Source organism: Streptomyces sp. NPDC056479, from assembly GCF_042795335.1.
Taxonomy (GTDB): domain Bacteria; phylum Actinomycetota; class Actinomycetes; order Streptomycetales; family Streptomycetaceae; genus Streptomyces.
In genome coordinates, this window is record NZ_JBHTRZ010000017.1 from 12,279 (window position 1) to 30,200 (window position 17,922).

Below are 17,922 nucleotides of genomic sequence, written 5' to 3' on the forward strand. Positions count from 1 at the left end.
TCTTCAGGCGCTCCCGTTTCGCACATTCGGTTCGTACGGACGGGCGAGACCAGGGCAAAGTCTACCGGCGGTCCTCGTCGTCCCGTGGGGCCTCTCGTCGACGCGAGCGCGGAAGCACTCGGAGCGCGTCTCCTATGTCGGCCACTTCCAGCACCTTCATGCCCGGAGGGATCTTGCCCGGGTCGCCCGGTACGAGGGCGTGCGTGAAGCCCAGCCGGTGCGCTTCGGCGAGCCTGCGCTGCACGCCCGTGACCCGTCTGACCTCGCCCGCGAGGCCCACCTCGCCGATCGCGACGAGGTTCTTGGGGAGGGGTGTGTCACTCGCGGCGGAAGCCAGCGCGAGGGCGACGGCGAGGTCCGCCGCGGGCTCCGAGAGCTTCACCCCGCCGACCGTGGCGGAGTAGATGTCCCGCTTGCCGAGCGCGCTGATCCGGCCACGCTGCTCCAGGACCGCGAGCATCATCGACACACGCGAGGTCTCCAGGCCGGACGTCGTGCGGCGGGGCGAGGGGATCTGCGAGTCGACGGTGAGCGCCTGGACCTCGGCCACCAGGGGGCGGCGGCCCTCCAGGGTGACCGTCAGGCAGGTGCCGGGGACCGGTTCGTCACGACGGGTCAGGAAAAGTCCGCTTGGGTCGGCAAGGCCCGTGATGCCCTCATCATGCAGTTCGAAGCAGCCGACCTCGTCCGTCGTGCCGTAGCGGTTCTTGACGCCTCGTACGAGACGGAGGCGCGCGTGACGGTCGCCCTCGAAGTGGAGCACCACGTCCACGAGGTGCTCCAGGAGGCGGGGTCCGGCGATGGCGCCGTCCTTGGTGACGTGGCCCACGAGGAGGGTGGACATCCCGCGGTCCTTGGAGGCGCGGATGAGCGCACCGGCCACTTCCCGGACCTGCGCCATGCCACCGGGCGCGCCGTCGATCTCCGGCGAGGCCACGGTCTGCACGGAGTCGAGGATCAGCAGCGACGGCTTCACCGCGTCCAAGTGGCCGAGCACGGCGGCCAGATCGGTCTCGGCCGCGAGATACAGATGGTCGTCGATGGCGCCGATGCGGTCCGCGCGCAGCCGCACCTGGCTCGCCGACTCCTCACCGGTGACGTAGAGCGTGCGGTGCTCGTCGCTCGCCGACTTGGCCGCCACGTCCAGCAGCAGCGTGGACTTGCCGACGCCGGGTTCGCCCGCCAGGAGCACCACCGCGCCGGGCACCAAGCCGCCGCCGAGCACACGGTCCAGCTCGGGCACGCCGCTGGACCGGGCGGTCGCCTGCCGTCCGTCGATCTGCCCGATGGGCACCGCGGAATTGGTCACCCGCCCGGGCGTCGTCGTACGCACAGCGGGCGTGCCGTACTCCTCGACCGTCCCCCACGCCTGGCACTCGGGGCAGCGGCCGAGCCACTTGGCCGTCTGCCAGCCGCACTCCGTGCAGCGGTAGGACGGGCGGTCCTTCGTGGACTTGGTACGGGCAGCCATGCGATGAACCGTAGCCGAGCCCACTGACAACGCCCTACGGCCCTGTACACAGCGCACCTTCGGACTGCCGCGGAGGGGCCACTCGTCATGCACAAGACACGGAATCCCGCCTTCCTGTACCCCATTGAGGGATCGTTTCACCCGTATGGATTAAAACTGCTCAAGCAGGCGGAAGGCGCCACCCCGAGCCGCCTACGGTCCACCAATGAAGAGCAGCACTCCGGAGACCTCGCCCCGCACCGCCGGCGCGCATCGGGCGCACCGGGAGGCGCGTGATCGTGCGGCGGCGCGTACGTTGGCGCAGCGGCCGCCCGCGCGCTACGAGCCTTATCTGGACGGGCTGTTCACCTACTGCCTGTCCGTCCTGTGCGACCACGACGCCGCGACCGCGGCCCTCGGTGACGTCCTCGCGCTCGCCGAGCGGCGCGGGCAGCGCGTCCCGGAGGCCCCGGCCGACCGGCGGCCCTGGCTGTACGCGCTGGCCCGCTGGGCGTGTCTGCGCAAGCTGGCCGAGGCCAAGCAGAAACGTCTGGGCAGCCATGCGGCGGGCCGGCACGGCGCGCACCCGCCGACTGGGGCGCGGGCCGCGGGCCCGTCCGTCTCCGAGGAGGTCCAGGAGGAGCGGCGCCGCGAACTGGCCCTGCTCGCCTGGCCGGAGGCCGCCGGCACCACCCCGGAGCAGCGCGAGGCCCTCGAACTCGCCGTACGCCACCACCTCGCCGCGGGCGAGGTCGCCGCCGTCCTGGGGCTGGACCTCGCCGCCGCCCGCGAACTCCTCGCCTCCGCCGCCTGCGAGGTCGAGCGCACCCGCGCGGCCCTCGCCGTCGTCGAGACCGGCGCCTGTCCCAGCGTCGCCCGGCTGACCGGCGACCACCAGGTCGTGCTCGGCACGGCCCTGCGCCGCGAACTGGTCCGGCACGTCGACGACTGCCCGCGGTGCCGCCGCACCGCCGAGCGCGCGATCCCCGGCCGGTGGCCCGGCGCGGCCGTCACCCCAGCCGAACTGCCGGTCCTCGAGGCGCCCCGCGCGGCCCTGCACATGGCCCTCGCGCACCACCCGCGCGCGAAGGGCACCGCCGTGCCGCGCTTCGACCGGCGCGGCTTTCCGATGGACCCGAAGGATCGTGCCGCCCGCAGGGCCCGGCTACGCGCGCGTGCCGTGACGACGACCGTCGTCGCGACCGTCGTCGCCGCCCCGGTCCTCGCCCTGTGGGCCGCCTACCGGGGCGGCCCGGCCGGCGACGGCGTCGACGGCGGCGCCGCCAGCGCGAGCGAGGCGCACGGCCCCGGCGCACTCGACGGGGAGGCCGCGGGCAGCGGCTACGAGAACGCCGGCAACGCCAGCCCCAGGTCCGGCGGCCACTTCGGCGAGCGGCAGGGCCAGGACGTTCTCGTCGAGGTCGTCAGCGTCGGCGCGCGCGGGGCGGGCGCCGGACAGCTGGAGGTGGCGGCCGACAGCAGCGGCGACACCACCCTCGTCACGCTCAGGGCGACGGGGCGGGCGCCGGTGCGGTGGTCGGCGAGCACCGGGGCGCACTGGCTCTATCTGAGCCGGTCGGCGGGAACGCTCGCGCCCGGCGAGTCGTTGACGATCAAGGTGTACGTCGATCAGCTGCGCGAGCCGTCCGGGTACTGGAGCGCGCGCGTGGCGGTCTCACCGGTCGGCGCCGTGGTCACCATCGAGGGCTACGGCACCGCCCCCGGCCCCTCCGAGCCGGGACACGGCCCCGGACCCGGCCCCCATCCCGGCGATCCGACCGACCCCGGGACGCCGAGCGATCCGCCGCCCTCGTCGTCCGGGCCGGATCCGACGCCGACGAGCCCGGCTCCGTCCGATCCCACCCCCGGTGACCCCACGCCCAGCGATCCGCCGTCCAGCGATCCGCCGCCCTCGTCGCCCGAACCGTCGCCGTCCGGGCCGTCGGACCCGGTGAGCTCGACGCCGCCGCCCAGTGGGAGCGGGGAGCCGAGCCCGTCGGGGTCCTAGGCCGTGGTGGGCCTGCCGCTGCGGGCCCGCCTATCCGACGGGATCCGCCGGATGCGGTGCCAGCAACGGGAGCTGCGAGGCCAGTCGCTCCTCGCACAGCTCGACCAGGCGGTCGTAGCCCGCCTTGCCCATCAGTTCCGTCAGCTCCGCCCGGTAGGACACATAGACCGGGTCGCCCGCGCCGTGCGCCGAGGTCGCCGACGTGCACCACCAGTGCAGGTCATGGCCGCCCGGACCCCAGCCGCGGCGGTCGTACTCGCCGATCGACACCTGGAGCACACGGGTGTCGTCGGGCCGGTCGATCCAGTCGTAGGTCCGTCGCACCGGCAGCTGCCAGCAGACGTCCGGCTTGGTCTCCAGCGGCTCGCGGCCCTCCTTCAGGGCCAGGATGTGCAGCGAGCAGCCCGCGCCGCCCGCGAAACCGGGGCGGTTCTGGAAGATGCACGAGCCCTGGAAGGGACGGGTCTGGCGGTCGCCGTCCTCGTCCTCCGAGATCCAGCCGTGCTCCGTGCCCTCGTCGTGGTGCTGCCAGATCTCCGGCGTGAGTCTCGCCACATGCTCGGCGACCCGCTTCTCGTCGTCCTCGTCCGAGAAGTGCGCCCCCAGCGTGCAGCAGCCGTCGTCCGCCCGGCCTGCCTGAATGCCCTGGCAGCCGCTGCCGAAGATGCAGTTCCAACGGGAGGTCAGCCATGTCAGATCACAGCGGAAGATCTGCTCGTCGTCCGCCGGATCAGGGAACTCCACCCATGCGCGCGCGAAGTCGAGGCCCTTCTCGTCCGGCTCCTGGGAGCCCGTCTTGGACTTCTTCGACTTCATGGCTGCCTTCGTCTGCGAAGAACCCTTGCCGGGTTTGGCCGACTTGTCGTCCTTCGCCTTTTTCGTCTTTGGCACGGGTCCAGAGTACGGCGTCCGTACCTGCGACTTCGAGGACGGAGGATCGCCCAGGTGGCAGTAGCGTTCCGTACATGAGACTCGGTGTCCTCGACGTGGGATCTAACACGGTGCATCTGCTGGTGGTGGATGCACACCCTGGCGCGCGGCCGTTGCCCGCACACTCGCACAAGGCCGAACTGCGGCTGGCGCAACTCCTCGACGACAGCGGGGCCATCGGTCCCCACGGTGTCGACCGGCTGATCGGCGTCGTGCACGAGGCGCTGCAGGCCGCCGAGGACAAGGGTGTCGAGGAAGTCCTGCCGTTCGCGACGTCCGCGGTGCGGGAGGCGACCAACGCCGATGACGTTCTCGCCCGCGTGAAGGCCGAGACCGGGGTCGAGCTGCAGGTTCTCACCGGTGCGGAAGAGGCTCGGCTGACCTTTCTCGCGGCTCGGCGGTGGTTCGGGTGGTCGGCCGGGAAGCTGCTGGTGCTCGACATCGGGGGCGGGTCCCTGGAGATCGCGTACGGCATCGACGAGGAGCCGGACGCGGCGGCGTCGCTGCCGCTGGGGGCGGGGCGGCTGACCGCGGGGTGGCTGCCGGGGGATCCGCCGGAGGCGGAGGACATACGGGCGCTGCGGCGGCATGTGCGGGCCCAGATCGCACGTACGGTGGGCGAATTCAGCCGCTTCGGTGCGCCCGAACATGTGGTCGCCACGTCCAAGACGTTCAAGCAGCTGGCCCGGATCGCCGGTGCGGCGCGCTCGGCGGAGGGGCTGTACACACAGCGAGAGCTGAAGCGGGAGTCGCTGGAGGCGTGGGTGCCGCGGCTGGCCGGGATGACGGTGGAGCAGCGGGCGGAGCTGCCGGGGGTCTCCGAGGGGCGTGCGGGACAGTTGCTGGCGGGGGCGCTGGTGGCCGAGGGGGCGATGGACCTGTTCGGAGTGGAGACGCTGGAGGTTTGTCCTTGGGCGCTGCGGGAGGGTGTGATCTTGCGGAAGTTGGATCAGCTGGCTGTGGGGTGACGGGTGCCTCCGGCGGTTGGGCTGTCGATGCCTGCGGCGGCCCGCTTCGGTGAGTGGGGGTTCGCCTGGTGCCTGCGGTGTGGGGGTGGGTCGGGGCCGTGCCGGGGGGTGTCCGTCCTCGGTCGGGCGGTTGCCGTGGCTCAGAAGGGTGCCCTGCGTTGACGCCCGCCGCTGCGGGCGGACACCCCCGGCACGGCCCCTTGCCGCCGTACGCGGGTGCGGGCCTGAGTGCGTGAAGCCCGCCACACTGCTCGCCCCCTTCCGCTCGGCATACGCCCAGTTCGTACGTGTGGCCGGTTGTGGTGGCTGCCGGGCGGTGTGTGGTCATCGGTTCCACGGGGTTCCATGGCGCCCCGTACGCTGTCCCTCGTGGCAGAACCAGTGGTGCGCATCCCGGATGCGAAGGTCGCTCTGTCGACGGCCTCCGTCTATCCGGAGTCGACGGCGACGGCCTTCGAGATCGCCGCGCGCCTCGGGTACGACGGTGTCGAGGTCATGGTGTGGACCGACCCGGTCAGCCAGGACATGGAGGCGCTGCGCAGGCTCAGCGACTATCACCGGATCCCGATCCTCGCCATCCACGCCCCCTGTCTGCTGATCACACAGCGTGTGTGGTCCACCGATCCATGGACCAAGCTGCAGCGCGCCCAGGCCGCCGCCGAGAAGCTCGGGGCCTCCACGGTCGTGGTGCACCCGCCGTTCCGCTGGCAGCGCCAGTACGCCCGGGACTTCGTCGCCGGTATCTGGCGGATGGCCAACGAGACGGATGTGCGGTTCGCCGTCGAGAACATGTACCCCTGGCGCTACCGCGACCGCGAGATGCTCGCCTACGCCCCCGACTGGGACGTGACGAAGGACGACTACCGGCATTTCACGATCGATCTCAGCCATACGTCGACCGCGCGGACGGATGCGGTCCAGATGATCGATCGGATGGGGGACCGGCTCGGGCATGTTCACCTCGCGGACGGGCGGGGGTCTGCGAAGGACGAGCACCTCGTCCCCGGGCGCGGCACGCAGCCCTGCGCCGAGGTGCTGGAGCGGCTCGCGCTGACCGGCTTCGACGGTCATGTCGTCATCGAGGTCAACACCCGCCGCGCGATGTCCGGCGCCGAACGCGAGGCCGACCTCGCCGAGGCCCTCGCCTTCACGCGGCTGCATCTGGCCTCGGCGGTGAAGGTGCCCCGACGGTGAGCGGCACCACCTCCGGCGGCATGAGCTCCCGACGCCGCGGCCGGCCCCCTCGTACCGAATCCGCCGACACCCGCGACCGCATCCTGAACGCGGCCCGTGAGGAGTTCTCCGAGCGGGGATACGAGAAGACGTCCGTGCGCGGCATCGCCAAGTCGGCCGGCGTGGACTCCGCCCTCGTGCACCACTACTTCGGCACCAAGGAGCAGGTCTTCGAGGCGGCGGTGGAGGTCGCCTTCGCGCCCGCCCTGAAGGTGCGGGACGTGGTGCTGGAAGGGCCCGTCGAGGATGTCGGCGAGCGTATGACCCGCCTCATCTTCGGGCTCTGGGAGAACCCGGTGTCCCGCAAGCCGCTGCTCGCCATCGTCCGGTCCGCGGTCAACAACGAGGCCGCCGCCTCGGTCTTCCGCCGGCTGGTCTCCGCACAGCTGCTGCGGCGCATCGCCGGCGAGATCGACGCCCCGGACGCGGAACTGCGCGCCGAGCTCGCGGCCTCGCAGCTGGTGGGCATCGCGATGCTGCGGTACGTCATCAAGATCGAGCCGGTCGCCTCGGCGGACGTGGAGCAGATCATCGCGCGCGTGGCACCCGTGGTGCAGGGGCATCTGACCGGGCGGGACCCTTCCGGCAGCTGATGTGCGAGACGTTCGTCCCGGATTGCGGACACCTCGTCCCGCTCTCTGGATGACCGGCGTACGCTCGTTAGCAGTCAGAAGTCTCTGATCGCAGTCCCTGCAGTCCCTGAAGGAGCGAGCGACGATGCCCGAGCTGAGGTCCCGCACAGTCACCCACGGCCGCAACATGGCGGGCGCCCGCGCCCTTATGCGCGCCTCCGGTGTACCCGGTGCGGACATCGGCCGGAAGCCGATCATCGCGGTGGCGAACTCCTTCACCGAGTTCGTGCCCGGCCACACCCACCTCCAGCCCGTCGGCCGGATCGTCAGCGAGGCGATCCGGGAGGCCGGCGGCATCCCGCGCGAGTTCAACACCATCGCCGTCGACGACGGCATCGCGATGGGCCACGGCGGCATGCTGTACTCCCTGCCGTCCCGGGATCTCATCGCGGACAGTGTGGAGTACATGGTCGAGGCCCACTGCGCCGACGCCCTGATCTGCATCTCCAACTGCGACAAGATCACCCCGGGGATGCTGAACGCCGCCCTGCGGCTCAACATCCCCACCGTCTTCGTCTCCGGCGGCCCCATGGAGTCCGGCCGCGCCACGCTGGTGGACGGCACGGTCCGCACGCTCGACCTGGTCGACGCGATCTCCGACGCCGTGAACGACAAGATCTCGGACGAGGACATCCTCCGTATCGAGGAGAACGCCTGTCCGACCTGCGGTTCGTGTTCCGGCATGTTCACCGCCAACTCGATGAACTGCCTGACCGAGGCCATCGGCCTCTCCCTGCCCGGCAACGGCTCCGTCCTCGCCACGCACACGGCTCGCAAGGCCCTGTACGAGAACGCGGCCCGCACGGTCATGGACATCACCCGCCGCTACTACGAGCAGGACGACGAGACGGTCCTCCCGCGCAACGTCGCCACCTTCGCGGCCTTCGAGAACGCCATGGCCCTCGACATCGCGATGGGCGGCTCGACCAACACGATCCTGCACCTGCTGGCCGCCGCCCAGGAGGCAGGCGTCCCGTTCGGTCTGGAGCAGATCAACGAGGTCAGCCGCAGGGTTCCGTGCCTGGCGAAGGTCGCGCCCAACGTCGCCAAGGACCGCACGTACTACATGGAGGACGTGCACCGCGCCGGCGGCATCCCCGCGCTGCTGGGCGAGCTGCACCGCGGCGGCCTGCTCAACGAGGACGTGCACGCCGTCCACAGCCCGTCCCTGTCGGACTGGCTGAAGATCTGGGACGTGCGCGGCGGCTCGCCCTCGCCGGAGGCCGTCGAGATGTGGCACGCCGCTCCCGGATGCGTCCGGTCGGCGGAGGCCTTCTCGCAGTCCGAGCGCTGGGAGGCGCTCGACGAGGACGCCGAGGGCGGCTGCATCCGCAGCGTCGAGCACGCGTACTCCAAGGACGGCGGTCTGGCGGTCCTCAAGGGCAACCTCGCCGTCGACGGATGTGTCGTGAAGACGGCGGGTGTCGACGAGTCCATCTGGACCTTCGAGGGTCCTGCGGTCGTCTGCGAGTCGCAGGAGGAGGCCGTCGAGAAGATCCTCAACAAGCAGGTGACGGACGGCGATGTCGTCGTCATCCGCTACGAGGGTCCGAAGGGCGGCCCGGGCATGCAGGAGATGCTCTACCCGACGTCCTTCCTCAAGGGCCGCGGCCTCGGCAAGACCTGTGCCCTGATCACCGACGGCCGCTTCTCCGGCGGCACCTCGGGTCTGTCCATCGGCCACGCCTCCCCGGAGGCCGCGTCCGGCGGCACGATCGCGCTCGTCGAGGACGGCGACCGTATCCGCATCGACATCCCGAACCGCTCGATCGAGCTCCTGGTCGACGACGCCGAGCTGGCCCGCCGCGAGCAGGCGCTGGACGGGGCGTACGCCCCCCGCAACCGCGAGCGCAAGGTGTCGGCCGCCCTGCGCGCCTACGCGGCGATGGCGACCAGCGCGGACAAGGGCGCGGTGCGCGACGTGAGCAAGCTGGGCTGAGGCTTCACAGCACGGGGCCGCCTCCTGCCGATGCGGGGGCGGCCCCGTCGTGTGTACGGCGTCACCAGGCGGCGGGATCCCGGCCGTCGACGGCGAAGACGGTGCCGTCGGGCGCGCTCGCGTAGACGCGGCCGTCGACGAGCACGGGTTCCGGCAGGTCGGGCGTCAGCCTGTCGGGGTTCACGCCGAGCCGGACCGGGGTCTCGCCCAGGAGCCGGCCGCTGCGGGCGTCCACGGCCAGGAGCCGGCCGTCGGGGGCGCTGAGATACACATACCGGCCGTCGGTGACCGGCGACGACGTACGGAGCACGGACGTCGGCAGGCTCCACAGCTGCTTGCGCGCCGCCATGTCGACGGCGACCAGCGAGCCGCCGTCGCCCACGAGATACACGACGTTCCCGCGCACGGTGCCGTGCGCCTGGCTGACCGGCAGGGGCAACGGCACGCGCTGCGATGTCCGGTCGGCGGGGGAGTAGCGGATCACGGCCCTGGTGTCGCTGTAGATCCCGTCCACGGCGACGAGGAACGCCGACCCGTCCGATGTGCCGACGAGCTCCAGCGTCCCCTTCAGCCGTGCGTCCCAGCGCACGTCACCCGTGGCCGGGTCCAGCGCCGTGACCCGGGTGCTCGACCCGTCTTCGGACGTCCGCGTCGCGTAGGCCAGCGGATCTCCGGCGAAGGAGACGAAGTACGGCTCCGTGTGCCCCGGCACCGTGCGGCTCCACTTCGTGTCGCCGGAAGCGCCGTCCACACCGGTGACCGTGCCGTCGGCGCCGGTGAGCAGCAGCATGCCGCCGACGGCCGAGGACGTGGCGGCAGCCGGCATGTCCCGCTGCCAACGCGCCTTGCCCGTCGCGGGGTCGAGCGCCTCCAGCCGGCTTCCGGGCTCCGCCCACGGGTGCACGAGGCCGCCCGCCATGAACGGTGGTCCGCTCACATGCGACGCATCGACGGGGTGCCGCCACAGCAGCCTCCCGTCCAGCGGGTCCAGCGCGTAGACGAGCCCGCTCTGCGCGCACAGCACCTTCCCCGCCCCGTACGAACACTGGGGCGCGCCCTTCTTGGGCGCCGGCGCCACCGCCCACCCGCCGAAAGCGGCCGACGCGGTCCGCGGGTTCTCCTGCCGCGGCGCCGGATCCCCACCGCCGAAAAGCCGCACCGAGGCCAGCGCGACCAGGGTGGCGACTCCGACGGCCGCGGCCGCGATGAGCAGCGGTCTGCGCCTCCTGGACGGCCGTTCGGGCTCCTCGTCCTTTCCGTCCCCCTCGTCGGCACCTGGCTCCGATTCCGGCTCGGGCTGCTTCCCACCGGCCCGCTGCGCCGGGATGAACGCCTGTGTGTCGTACGACGCCGCCACCGATCGCAGTTCCCGCATCAACTCATCGGGCGTGGGCCGGTCCTCGGGCTCCTTGGCGAGACACCGCACCACGAGCGGGGCGAGATTGGCCGGCAGGCCGGTCAGGTCCGGCTCGTCATGGACGACCTGGTAGGCGACGACGTACGGACTGTCCGAGTCGAACGGCCCCCGTCCCGTGGCCGCATGCACCAACACCGACCCGAGCGCGAAGATGTCGGCGGCCGGCCCGACCTCGCGCGGGCGCCGGAACTGCTCCGGTGCCATGAACGGCGGCGTACCGATCAACTTCCCCGTCTCGGTCCGCAGTTCACTGTCCTTTGGCCGAGATATACCGAAGTCGATGACCTTCGGGCCGTCCTCGGCGAGCAGCACGTTGCTCGGCTTCAGATCCCGGTGCACGACGCCGACCCGGTGTATGTCGCGCAGCGCCTCGGCCAGCCCGGCCATCAGCCGGCGGAGCTGCGCCGGGTCCATCGGGCCGTTCCGCTTCACCTGGTCGGAGAGGGTCGGGCCGGGTATGAACAGCGTGGCCATCCAGGGCCGTTCGGCCTCCGGATCGGCGTCCACGACGGGCGCGGTGAAGGCCCCGCTGACCTTGCGCGCCGCACCCACCTCCTGCCGGAACCGCCCTCTGAACTCGGGATCCCTGGCGAACTCGGCATGCACGACCTTCACCGCGAGCTGCATGCCCGAGGTGCTGCGGGCCAGATGGACGACGCCCATGCCGCCGGAGCCCAGACGTGACTCCAGGCGGTAGTGACCGGCGTACTCGGGAAGTTCCGCTTCCGCGCCCGCTCCGGCGTTCTGCTGTGGCGCCATGGGAACACCCCCGTGCTGTTCGTCCGCGCGCGCGACGCACGGAGCCTAGTCGATGACTCGTACGAGACAGAGGCGGCTTGCTAGCCTCCGTGTTCCCAACGCGCACATGTGTGCGTGGCGTGATTTAGGGGAATCAACGGGACCCCATGGCAGTCATGGGGATCAACGGGGGAGGTTCGATCATGTCCGCTGACCGAGTTGAAGAGGTCGAGAGAGCCGACGAGGGTGGGGGCGTGGAGGCGGAGGCCGTCACGACCATGGCGGCTACGGCCACGGCGGTGCGCTACTACCAGGTCGCGCCGGGCGTCCGCCTGAACGTCCGCAGGGGCCCCGGCACCCAGTACTCCGTCGTCCGCATCCTGCCCGAGGGCGCCAGGGTGCCGATCTTCTGCCAGACGCCGGGCACGAACGTGAGCGGTCCCTACGGCACGTCCAACATCTGGGACAACATCGACGACGGCGAGTTCGTCGCGGACGCCTATGTGAACACGGGCAGCGACGGCTACGTCCGTCCGCGTTGCTCCTGACCCCTGACCGTCCGGTTCTCCGGAACCCATAGGGAGCCCGCGGCCACGCCGGAGCCATAATCGACGAGTGAGCGAGAAGAACGGCACCCCGGCCACCCCCGCGGGCTCCACGGGCCCCCGCCCCGAGCCCCTTCGTTTCTTCGGCACGACCTGGGTCGACCACGACCACGGCTACACCGCCCGCCGCATCGCCGTATCCGCCGGGTCCCTCGCCACCGCGGCCATCTCCTGCCTGGTCCTGCGCTTCGCCTACGAGGGCATCCAGATCGCCGCCATCGGCAGCTTCGTCACCATCCTGGTCGTCGTGATGTTCGCCGTGTGCAGCGCGCTGGCTTTCCGCCACACCTGGGAGGGCTTCAGCAAACGCCCCGACGTCCACCACCAGGCCTCCCTCCGCGGCCTGCTGACCATCGGCTTCGTCGGCTCCCTCCTCGCCTACTTCTTCCGCTCCCTCTTCGAGGCCCCCGGCGAAAAGCTCCACCGCGAGGAATACGACCAGGCCCGCAAACAACACGAGTCCCGCACAACTCGTCGCACGGGCAACCCTTCGAAGAAGCGACGTCGCACGTAACCGGTCGCCCCCCCCGCGTCGGCCCTGAAGGGGCCTCGTCCTCAAACGCCGGACGGGCTGGATGATGCGGGTCCCCACTGGGCCGGCAGTCGCGTACGGCGGGAAGGGGCCGTGCCGGGGGGTGTCCGCCCGCAGCGGCGGGCGTCAACGAAGAGCACCTCTCTGCCCGACGGCAACCGCCCGACCGAGGACGAACACCCCCCGGCACGGCCCCGACCCACCCACCACACCGCAGGCGCTACACAAGCCCCCGGCCAGGGAGGGCACCGGCCGACAACCCCTAGCCAAAACTCGGTGCACACCCCACCGGCCAAGGCCACCATGTCCGTATGACCGCCCCTTCCCACTCCGACCGCGCGCGCTCCTTCAACGCCGCCGCAGCCCAGTACGCCGCGAACCGCCCCTCCTACCCGCCCGCCCTCTTCGACGCGATCGAGGAACTCGCCGGCCGCCCCCTCACCGGCGCCCGCGTCATCGACGTCGGCGCGGGCACGGGCATAGCCACCGGCCAGCTCCACGGACGCGGCGCCGACGTACTCGCCGTGGAACCCGGCGAGGGCATGGCGGCACAGTTCCGCACCGCCCACCCCGACCTACCGATCGTCCGCGGCAACGGCGACACCCTCCCCCTGACCACCGCCTCCGCCGACTTCATCACCTACGCCCAGGCGTGGCACTGGACCGACCCCGCCCACTCCGTGCCGGAGGCCCTCCGCGTGCTGCGTCCCGGCGGTGCGCTGGCCCTGTGGTGGAACACCACCCCGCTCGACATCCCGTGGCACGTCGCGCAGGCGGACCGAATCGACCGCCGCTTCGGCGCCCACCCCGCCGTCGAACAGAACGGCAGCGGCGCCCAAGCCGCCCTCAGCGACCCCACCGGCACCCTCGACTTCACCCGCCGCAAGGTCCGCTGGAGCCGCCGCGTCCCGGTCGACACGCACCTGGCCAACATCGGCAGCCACTCGATCTTCCTGGTCCACGGCACGGAGGCGAGCACCGCCTTCCTCACCGAGGAGAAGCAGCACCTCCTCGACGCCTTCCCGGACGGAATCATCGAAGAGACCTACGACGTGGACCTCCTTGTAGCCGTAACCCCAGCCCAAGCGGCCACCCCCTCCTGACCCCCACTCCGCCCGACCTCGATCACAAACAGCCGCCCGCCCTCGCCCCCCCCCGCCGACGAGGGCGGGCGAGTCATGTCCCCAGGCACGAACCCCGCCCGCGCTCCCTGCCCGCGACCCTCACCGCACGCCCCAGCGCAGCCCCGCCCACCACCCCACCTCGACGGTTGACGGCATAGCCCCGTCGGAGGATTATTCATCGCATGATGAATTACTCGACCGCCCGCTCCGAACCTCCCGACACTCCCGCCGCCCGAATCCCCGCCGTCCGAGCCGAGGCCCTGAACGTCGTACGCGGCCCCCGCCAGGTACTCCGCGACCTCGACTTCACCGTCCCACGTGGCCAGATCACCGGGCTGCTCGGCCCGTCCGGCTGCGGCAAGACGACTCTCATGCGGTCGATCGTCGGCACCCAGGCCAAGGTCACCGGCACCCTCGACGTCCTCGGTCGCCCCGCCGGCCACCCCACCCTGCGCACCCGCATCGGCTACGTCACCCAAGCCCCCTCCGTCTACGACGACCTGACCATTCGCCAGAACCTCGCCTACTTCGCCGCGATCCTCGACCCGGGCCACACGGCCGCCGACCGCCGCCAGGAGAACGTCACCCGCGCCATCGCCGACGTGGACCTCACCAGCCACGCCGACTCCCTGGCCGGCAATCTCTCCGGCGGCCAGCGCAGCCGCGTCTCCCTGGCCGTCGCACTCCTCGGCACCCCCGAACTCCTGGTCCTGGACGAGCCGACCGTCGGCCTCGACCCGGTCCTGCGCCGCGACCTCTGGACCCTCTTCCACGACATCGCCGCCTCCCGCGGCGCCACCCTCCTCATCTCCTCCCACGTCATGGACGAGGCCGAGCGCTGCCACCGCCTCCTCCTGATGCGCGAGGGCCAGATCCTCGCCGACGACAGCCCGGACGCCCTGCGCACCCGCACCAACTCCGAGACGGTCGAGGCGGCCTTCCTGCACCTGGTCGACGAGGCGGTCGCCGCCTCCCGCGCGAAGGAGACCACACGATGACCACGACAAGCCCGACCACCACCCTCCGGCCCGCCCCGACCGGCCCCCTGAACCTCGCCCGCACCACCGCCACCGCCGCCCGGGTTCTGCGACAGCTGTTCCACGACCCGCGCACCATCGCGCTGATGCTGCTCGTCCCCTGCGTGATGCTGTTCCTGCTGCGCTATGTCTTCGACGGCAGCCCGCGCACCTTCGACAACATCGGCGCCTCCCTCCTCGGGATCTTCCCGCTGATCACGATGTTCCTGGTCACCTCCATCGCCACCCTGCGCGAACGCACCTCGGGCACCCTCGAACGCCTCCTCGCCATGCCCCTGGGCAAGGGCGACCTGATCGCCGGCTACGCCCTCGCCTTCGGCGCCCTCGCGATCGTCCAGTCAGCCCTGGCGACAGGACTGGCCCTCTGGTTCCTCGGCCTGGACGTCACCGGCAGCCCCTGGCTGCTTCTGCTCGTGGCCCTGCTCGACGCGCTGCTCGGCACCGCACTCGGTCTCTTCGTCTCGGCCTTCGCGGCCTCCGAATTCCAGGCCGTCCAGTTCATGCCGGCCGTGATCTTCCCCCAGCTCCTCCTCTGCGGCCTCTTCACCGCCCGCGACAACATGCACCCCGCCCTCGAGGCCATCTCCAACGTCCTCCCCATGTCCTATGCGGTCGACGGCATGAACGAGGTCCTCAAGCACACCGACATGACCGCCAACTTCGTCCGCGACGCCCTGATCGTGGCGGGCTGCGCCCTGCTGGTCCTGGGTCTGGGCGCGGCGACCCTGCGACGCAGGACGACATGACCGCCGCGGGGTCCGCGCCCGGCGCCCCACTCGTCCGCCCACCGGACACGCCGCCTCGAAAGGAGACCCCGGTGGGAGGATGAATCCGGAAGACGCAACCCCCGGAGGGCACCCCAGCCATGACTCAGAAAGTCGCAGTCCTCGGCACCGGCAAGATCGGCGAAGCCCTGCTCAGCGGAATGATCCGCGGCGGCTGGGTCCCGGCCGACCTCCTGGTGACGGCCCGCCGCGCTGAACGAGCCGAAGAACTCCGCTCCCGCTACGGAGTCACCCCGGTCACCAACGCGGAAGCCGCCAAGACGGCCGACACCCTGATCCTCACGGTCAAGCCGCAGGACATGGGCACCCTCCTCGACGAGCTCGCCCCGCACATCCCCACCGACCGCCTGGTCATCAGCGGAGCCGCGGGCATCCCCACCTCCTTCTTCGAGGAGCGCCTCACCGCCGGCACCCCGGTCGTCCGCGTCATGACGAACACCCCCGCCCTCGTCGACGAGGCGATGTCCGTCATCTCCGCCGGCAGCCACGCCAGCGAAGCCGACCTCGCCCATGCGGAGGAGATCTTCGGCGCCGTGGGCAAGACGCTCCGCGTCCCCGAGTCCCAGCAGGACGCCTGCACCGCCCTCTCCGGCTCCGGCCCGGCGTACTTCTTCTACCTGGTCGAAGCCATGACCGACGCCGGCATCCTCCTCGGACTGCCCCGCGACAAGGCGCACGACCTGATCGTCCAGTCCGCGATCGGCGCCGCGACGATGCTCCGCGACAGCGGGGAACACCCCGTCAAGCTCCGCGAGAACGTGACGTCCCCCGCCGGCACCACCATCAACGCCATCCGCGAACTCGAGAACCACGGCGTCCGAGCCGCCCTCATCGCCGCCCTCGAAGCCGCCCGCGACCGCAGCCGCGAGCTGGCCTCCGGCACCAAGTGACGCCCGGCCGCCCCCTGCCCAGGGGGCGGCCCAGCCCACCCCTACGCAGTCACCCCGATATCAGCGGTCGCCGGCGCACTCGCTGCCGCCGGCAGCAGTCCGATCGCCCGATACGCGGCATCGACGGTCGGCCGAGCCATCGCCCGAGCCCGCTCCGCACCATCCCGCAGCACCCCCTCCACATAGCCAGGATCCGCGCACAGCTCCCTGTGCCTCTCCTGCACGGGCCTGAGGACCTCGACCACGGCCTCCGCAGTGGCTGACTTCAAAGCGCCGTACGACTCATATACACCGCTCAGCTCCGATGGGTTCCCACCCGTACAGGCAGCCAGGATCTCCAGCAGATTCGCCACCCCCGGCTGCGCGGCCCGGTCGTACACGACCTCCCGGCCGCTGTCGGTCACGGCCCGCATGACCTTCTTCCGCACCACGTCCGGCTCGTCGAGCAGATAGACGATCCCCGGCCCGGAGTCATCGCTCTTGCCCATCTTCGAAGCCGGGTCCTGGAGATTCATGACGCGAGCCGCGACCTGCGGAGGAGTGGCCCGAGGCACCACGAACGTATGCCCGTACCGCTGGTTGAACCGCACCGCGAGATCCCGAGCGAGCTCCACATGCTGCGTCTGATCGTCCCCGACCGGCACCTGGTCGGTCCCGTACGCCAGGATGTCCGCCGCCATCAGCACGGGATACGTCAGCAGCGACAGCCGCACACTCCCACCACGCCCCCGCTCCCGCGCGGCCTTCTCCTTGTACTGGATCATCCGCCGCATCTCGCCGTCGGTGGCCACGCACTCCAGCACGTACGACAGCCGCGCGTGCTCGTCCACATGACTCTGTACGAAGACGGTGCACAGCTCCGGATCCAGCCCTGACGCCAGCAACAACGTCGCCGCCTGCCGACTCAGCCTGCGCACCCGCGCCGGATCGTGGTCCACGGTCAGCGCATGCAGATCGACGATGCAGAACAGCGCGTCGGCCTGGTGCTGGTCCACGGCAGCCCACCGCCGCATGGCCCCCAGGTAGTTCCCCAGCGTCAGATGCCCGGTCGGCTTGACCCCGCTGAAGACTCGCGTCATCTCTACTCCACCTCCTGGTCGAGGCCGCCGTCCCCGGCCGGCCGACCCTCAGGAGCTCTGGAGGGAGAAACGAGAACGGCCGCCGAGGCGGCGGCCGTTGAGTGCATACGTGACTACGGCCGCCTTCAGGCGGCCCACCACAGTTGGGTGCACGTACGCGTTGTCATGAGTCCCAGCCTACGCCCGTGGGGTGCCACTCGGAGTGAAGTTGACACGCCCCATCGGAGTGAAGTTGACACGCCCCATCCCGCTACGTAGTGTTCTCCGAGTTGTCCGACGTGAGCGCCGACTCCGGTCGGTCCCCGGACAACCACTCCGCAAGTACCAACCACTATTCGACGACAGTCGATCTGTCTGCCGTCGTCTCATTGGCATGTGTAATTGCGGAATGAGGAAACCGCGTTCGAGAGAACGCAGCCCCCGATTAGCTCGGGAGCGAGGAATCCGCTAAAGTCTCACTCGTCGGAACGGCCCAACGGCCGGGAGGACAAGCCCCGCTGACTGGGGGTCAGGCCCGAAAGGATCTGATAAAGTCGGAACCGCCGGAAAGGGAAA

Annotated in this window: 15 protein-coding genes; 11 read left to right on the forward strand and 4 right to left on the reverse strand. The window is 71.0% G+C overall.

All coding sequences use genetic code 11. The features are described from left to right. Nucleotides 1-61: 61 nt before the first annotated feature. Complete coding sequence (gene radA, locus ACFQ6S_RS42610; RefSeq protein WP_383421687.1) at nucleotides 62-1,471, reverse strand: DNA repair protein RadA; 1,410 nt, start codon at nucleotides 1,469-1,471, stop codon at nucleotides 62-64. 205 nt (nucleotides 1,472-1,676) lie between these two features. On the opposite strand from radA, the gene ACFQ6S_RS42615 reads away from it, so the two are divergent. After that, nucleotides 1,677-3,458 carry a hypothetical protein gene (locus tag ACFQ6S_RS42615; protein WP_383421690.1) on the forward strand — a complete coding sequence of 594 codons (1,782 nt, stop codon included), beginning with the start codon at nucleotides 1,677-1,679 and terminating at the stop codon, nucleotides 3,456-3,458. A 30-nt stretch (nucleotides 3,459-3,488) separates the two neighbouring features. Here ACFQ6S_RS42615 and ACFQ6S_RS42620 read toward each other — a convergent pair whose 3' ends face one another. Further along, nucleotides 3,489-4,349, reverse strand: a complete 861-nt coding sequence (locus ACFQ6S_RS42620; RefSeq protein WP_383421693.1) for a hypothetical protein — start codon at nucleotides 4,347-4,349, stop codon at nucleotides 3,489-3,491. Nucleotides 4,350-4,423: 74 nt separating this feature from the next. Here ACFQ6S_RS42620 and ACFQ6S_RS42625 point away from each other — a divergent pair, with 74 nt between their 5' ends. The 4 genes from ACFQ6S_RS42625 (at nucleotide 4,424) to ilvD (ending at nucleotide 9,160) form a co-directional block, all read left to right on the forward strand. Beyond that, nucleotides 4,424-5,356 (forward strand): Ppx/GppA family phosphatase, encoded by a 933-nt coding sequence (locus tag ACFQ6S_RS42625; protein WP_383421696.1) that lies wholly within the window; start codon nucleotides 4,424-4,426, stop codon nucleotides 5,354-5,356. 369 nt (nucleotides 5,357-5,725) lie between these two features. After that, on the forward strand, nucleotides 5,726-6,550 hold the full coding sequence (locus ACFQ6S_RS42630) for a sugar phosphate isomerase/epimerase family protein (RefSeq protein ID WP_383421699.1): 825 nt from the start codon (nucleotides 5,726-5,728) through the stop codon (nucleotides 6,548-6,550). Between the two features lie 20 nt (nucleotides 6,551-6,570). After that, the gene (locus ACFQ6S_RS42635) at nucleotides 6,571-7,182 is read left to right on the forward strand and encodes a TetR family transcriptional regulator (RefSeq protein ID WP_383421731.1); all 612 of its coding nucleotides are present in this window, start codon (nucleotides 6,571-6,573) and stop codon (nucleotides 7,180-7,182) included. A gap of 124 nt (nucleotides 7,183-7,306) precedes the next feature. After that, nucleotides 7,307-9,160, forward strand: a complete 1,854-nt coding sequence (ilvD, locus tag ACFQ6S_RS42640) for a dihydroxy-acid dehydratase (protein WP_383421701.1) — start codon at nucleotides 7,307-7,309, stop codon at nucleotides 9,158-9,160. Nucleotides 9,161-9,221: 61 nt separating this feature from the next. Here ilvD and ACFQ6S_RS42645 read toward each other — a convergent pair whose 3' ends face one another. After that, on the reverse strand, nucleotides 9,222-11,336 hold the full coding sequence (locus tag ACFQ6S_RS42645; RefSeq protein ID WP_383421704.1) for a serine/threonine-protein kinase: 2,115 nt from the start codon (nucleotides 11,334-11,336) through the stop codon (nucleotides 9,222-9,224). Between the two features lie 182 nt (nucleotides 11,337-11,518). Here ACFQ6S_RS42645 and ACFQ6S_RS42650 point away from each other — a divergent pair, with 182 nt between their 5' ends. The 6 genes from ACFQ6S_RS42650 (at nucleotide 11,519) to proC (ending at nucleotide 16,288) form a co-directional block, all read left to right on the forward strand. Further along, the gene (locus ACFQ6S_RS42650; protein ID WP_383421707.1) at nucleotides 11,519-11,863 is read left to right on the forward strand and encodes an SH3 domain-containing protein; all 345 of its coding nucleotides are present in this window, start codon (nucleotides 11,519-11,521) and stop codon (nucleotides 11,861-11,863) included. 67 nt (nucleotides 11,864-11,930) lie between these two features. Further along, nucleotides 11,931-12,434, forward strand: a complete 504-nt coding sequence (locus ACFQ6S_RS42655) for an EamA/RhaT family transporter (RefSeq protein ID WP_383421709.1) — start codon at nucleotides 11,931-11,933, stop codon at nucleotides 12,432-12,434. Between the two features lie 329 nt (nucleotides 12,435-12,763). Then, a complete protein-coding gene (locus ACFQ6S_RS42660; RefSeq protein WP_383421712.1) occupies nucleotides 12,764-13,555 on the forward strand; it encodes a class I SAM-dependent methyltransferase in 792 nt (263 codons plus the stop codon). A 203-nt stretch (nucleotides 13,556-13,758) separates the two neighbouring features. Further along, nucleotides 13,759-14,574, forward strand: coding sequence for an ABC transporter ATP-binding protein (locus ACFQ6S_RS42665; RefSeq protein ID WP_383421714.1), 816 nt, complete (start codon nucleotides 13,759-13,761; stop codon nucleotides 14,572-14,574). Then, nucleotides 14,571-15,359, forward strand: a complete 789-nt coding sequence (locus ACFQ6S_RS42670; protein ID WP_383421717.1) for an ABC transporter permease — start codon at nucleotides 14,571-14,573, stop codon at nucleotides 15,357-15,359. Before ACFQ6S_RS42665 ends, ACFQ6S_RS42670 begins: the two co-directional genes overlap by 4 nt. A 119-nt stretch (nucleotides 15,360-15,478) precedes the next feature. Beyond that, entirely contained in the window at nucleotides 15,479-16,288 is an 810-nt protein-coding gene (gene proC / locus ACFQ6S_RS42675) for a pyrroline-5-carboxylate reductase (protein ID WP_383421720.1), read from the forward strand. Nucleotides 16,289-16,329: 41 nt separating this feature from the next. Here proC and trpS read toward each other — a convergent pair whose 3' ends face one another. After that, nucleotides 16,330-17,367, reverse strand: coding sequence for a tryptophan--tRNA ligase (gene trpS / locus ACFQ6S_RS42680; protein ID WP_383421723.1), 1,038 nt, complete (start codon nucleotides 17,365-17,367; stop codon nucleotides 16,330-16,332). Between the last annotated feature and the right edge of the window lie 555 nt (nucleotides 17,368-17,922).

What these genes read in the sequence shown, in the direction of transcription:
- radA (WP_383421687.1), bottom strand. Translation starts at nt 1,471, where the DNA reads ATGGCTGCCCGTACCAAGTCCACGAAGGACCGCCCGTCCTACCGCTGC.
- ACFQ6S_RS42615 (WP_383421690.1), top strand. Translation starts at nt 1,677, where the DNA reads ATGAAGAGCAGCACTCCGGAGACCTCGCCCCGCACCGCCGGCGCGCAT.
- ACFQ6S_RS42625 (WP_383421696.1), top strand. Translation starts at nt 4,424, where the DNA reads ATGAGACTCGGTGTCCTCGACGTGGGATCTAACACGGTGCATCTGCTG.
- ACFQ6S_RS42635 (WP_383421731.1), top strand. Translation starts at nt 6,571, where the DNA reads ATGAGCTCCCGACGCCGCGGCCGGCCCCCTCGTACCGAATCCGCCGAC.
- ilvD (WP_383421701.1), top strand. Translation starts at nt 7,307, where the DNA reads ATGCCCGAGCTGAGGTCCCGCACAGTCACCCACGGCCGCAACATGGCG.
- ACFQ6S_RS42645 (WP_383421704.1), bottom strand. Translation starts at nt 11,336, where the DNA reads ATGGCGCCACAGCAGAACGCCGGAGCGGGCGCGGAAGCGGAACTTCCC.
- ACFQ6S_RS42650 (WP_383421707.1), top strand. Translation starts at nt 11,519, where the DNA reads ATGTCCGCTGACCGAGTTGAAGAGGTCGAGAGAGCCGACGAGGGTGGG.
- ACFQ6S_RS42660 (WP_383421712.1), top strand. Translation starts at nt 12,764, where the DNA reads ATGACCGCCCCTTCCCACTCCGACCGCGCGCGCTCCTTCAACGCCGCC.
- ACFQ6S_RS42665 (WP_383421714.1), top strand. Translation starts at nt 13,759, where the DNA reads ATGATGAATTACTCGACCGCCCGCTCCGAACCTCCCGACACTCCCGCC.
- ACFQ6S_RS42670 (WP_383421717.1), top strand. Translation starts at nt 14,571, where the DNA reads ATGACCACGACAAGCCCGACCACCACCCTCCGGCCCGCCCCGACCGGC.
- proC (WP_383421720.1), top strand. Translation starts at nt 15,479, where the DNA reads ATGACTCAGAAAGTCGCAGTCCTCGGCACCGGCAAGATCGGCGAAGCC.
- trpS (WP_383421723.1), bottom strand. Translation starts at nt 17,367, where the DNA reads ATGACGCGAGTCTTCAGCGGGGTCAAGCCGACCGGGCATCTGACGCTG.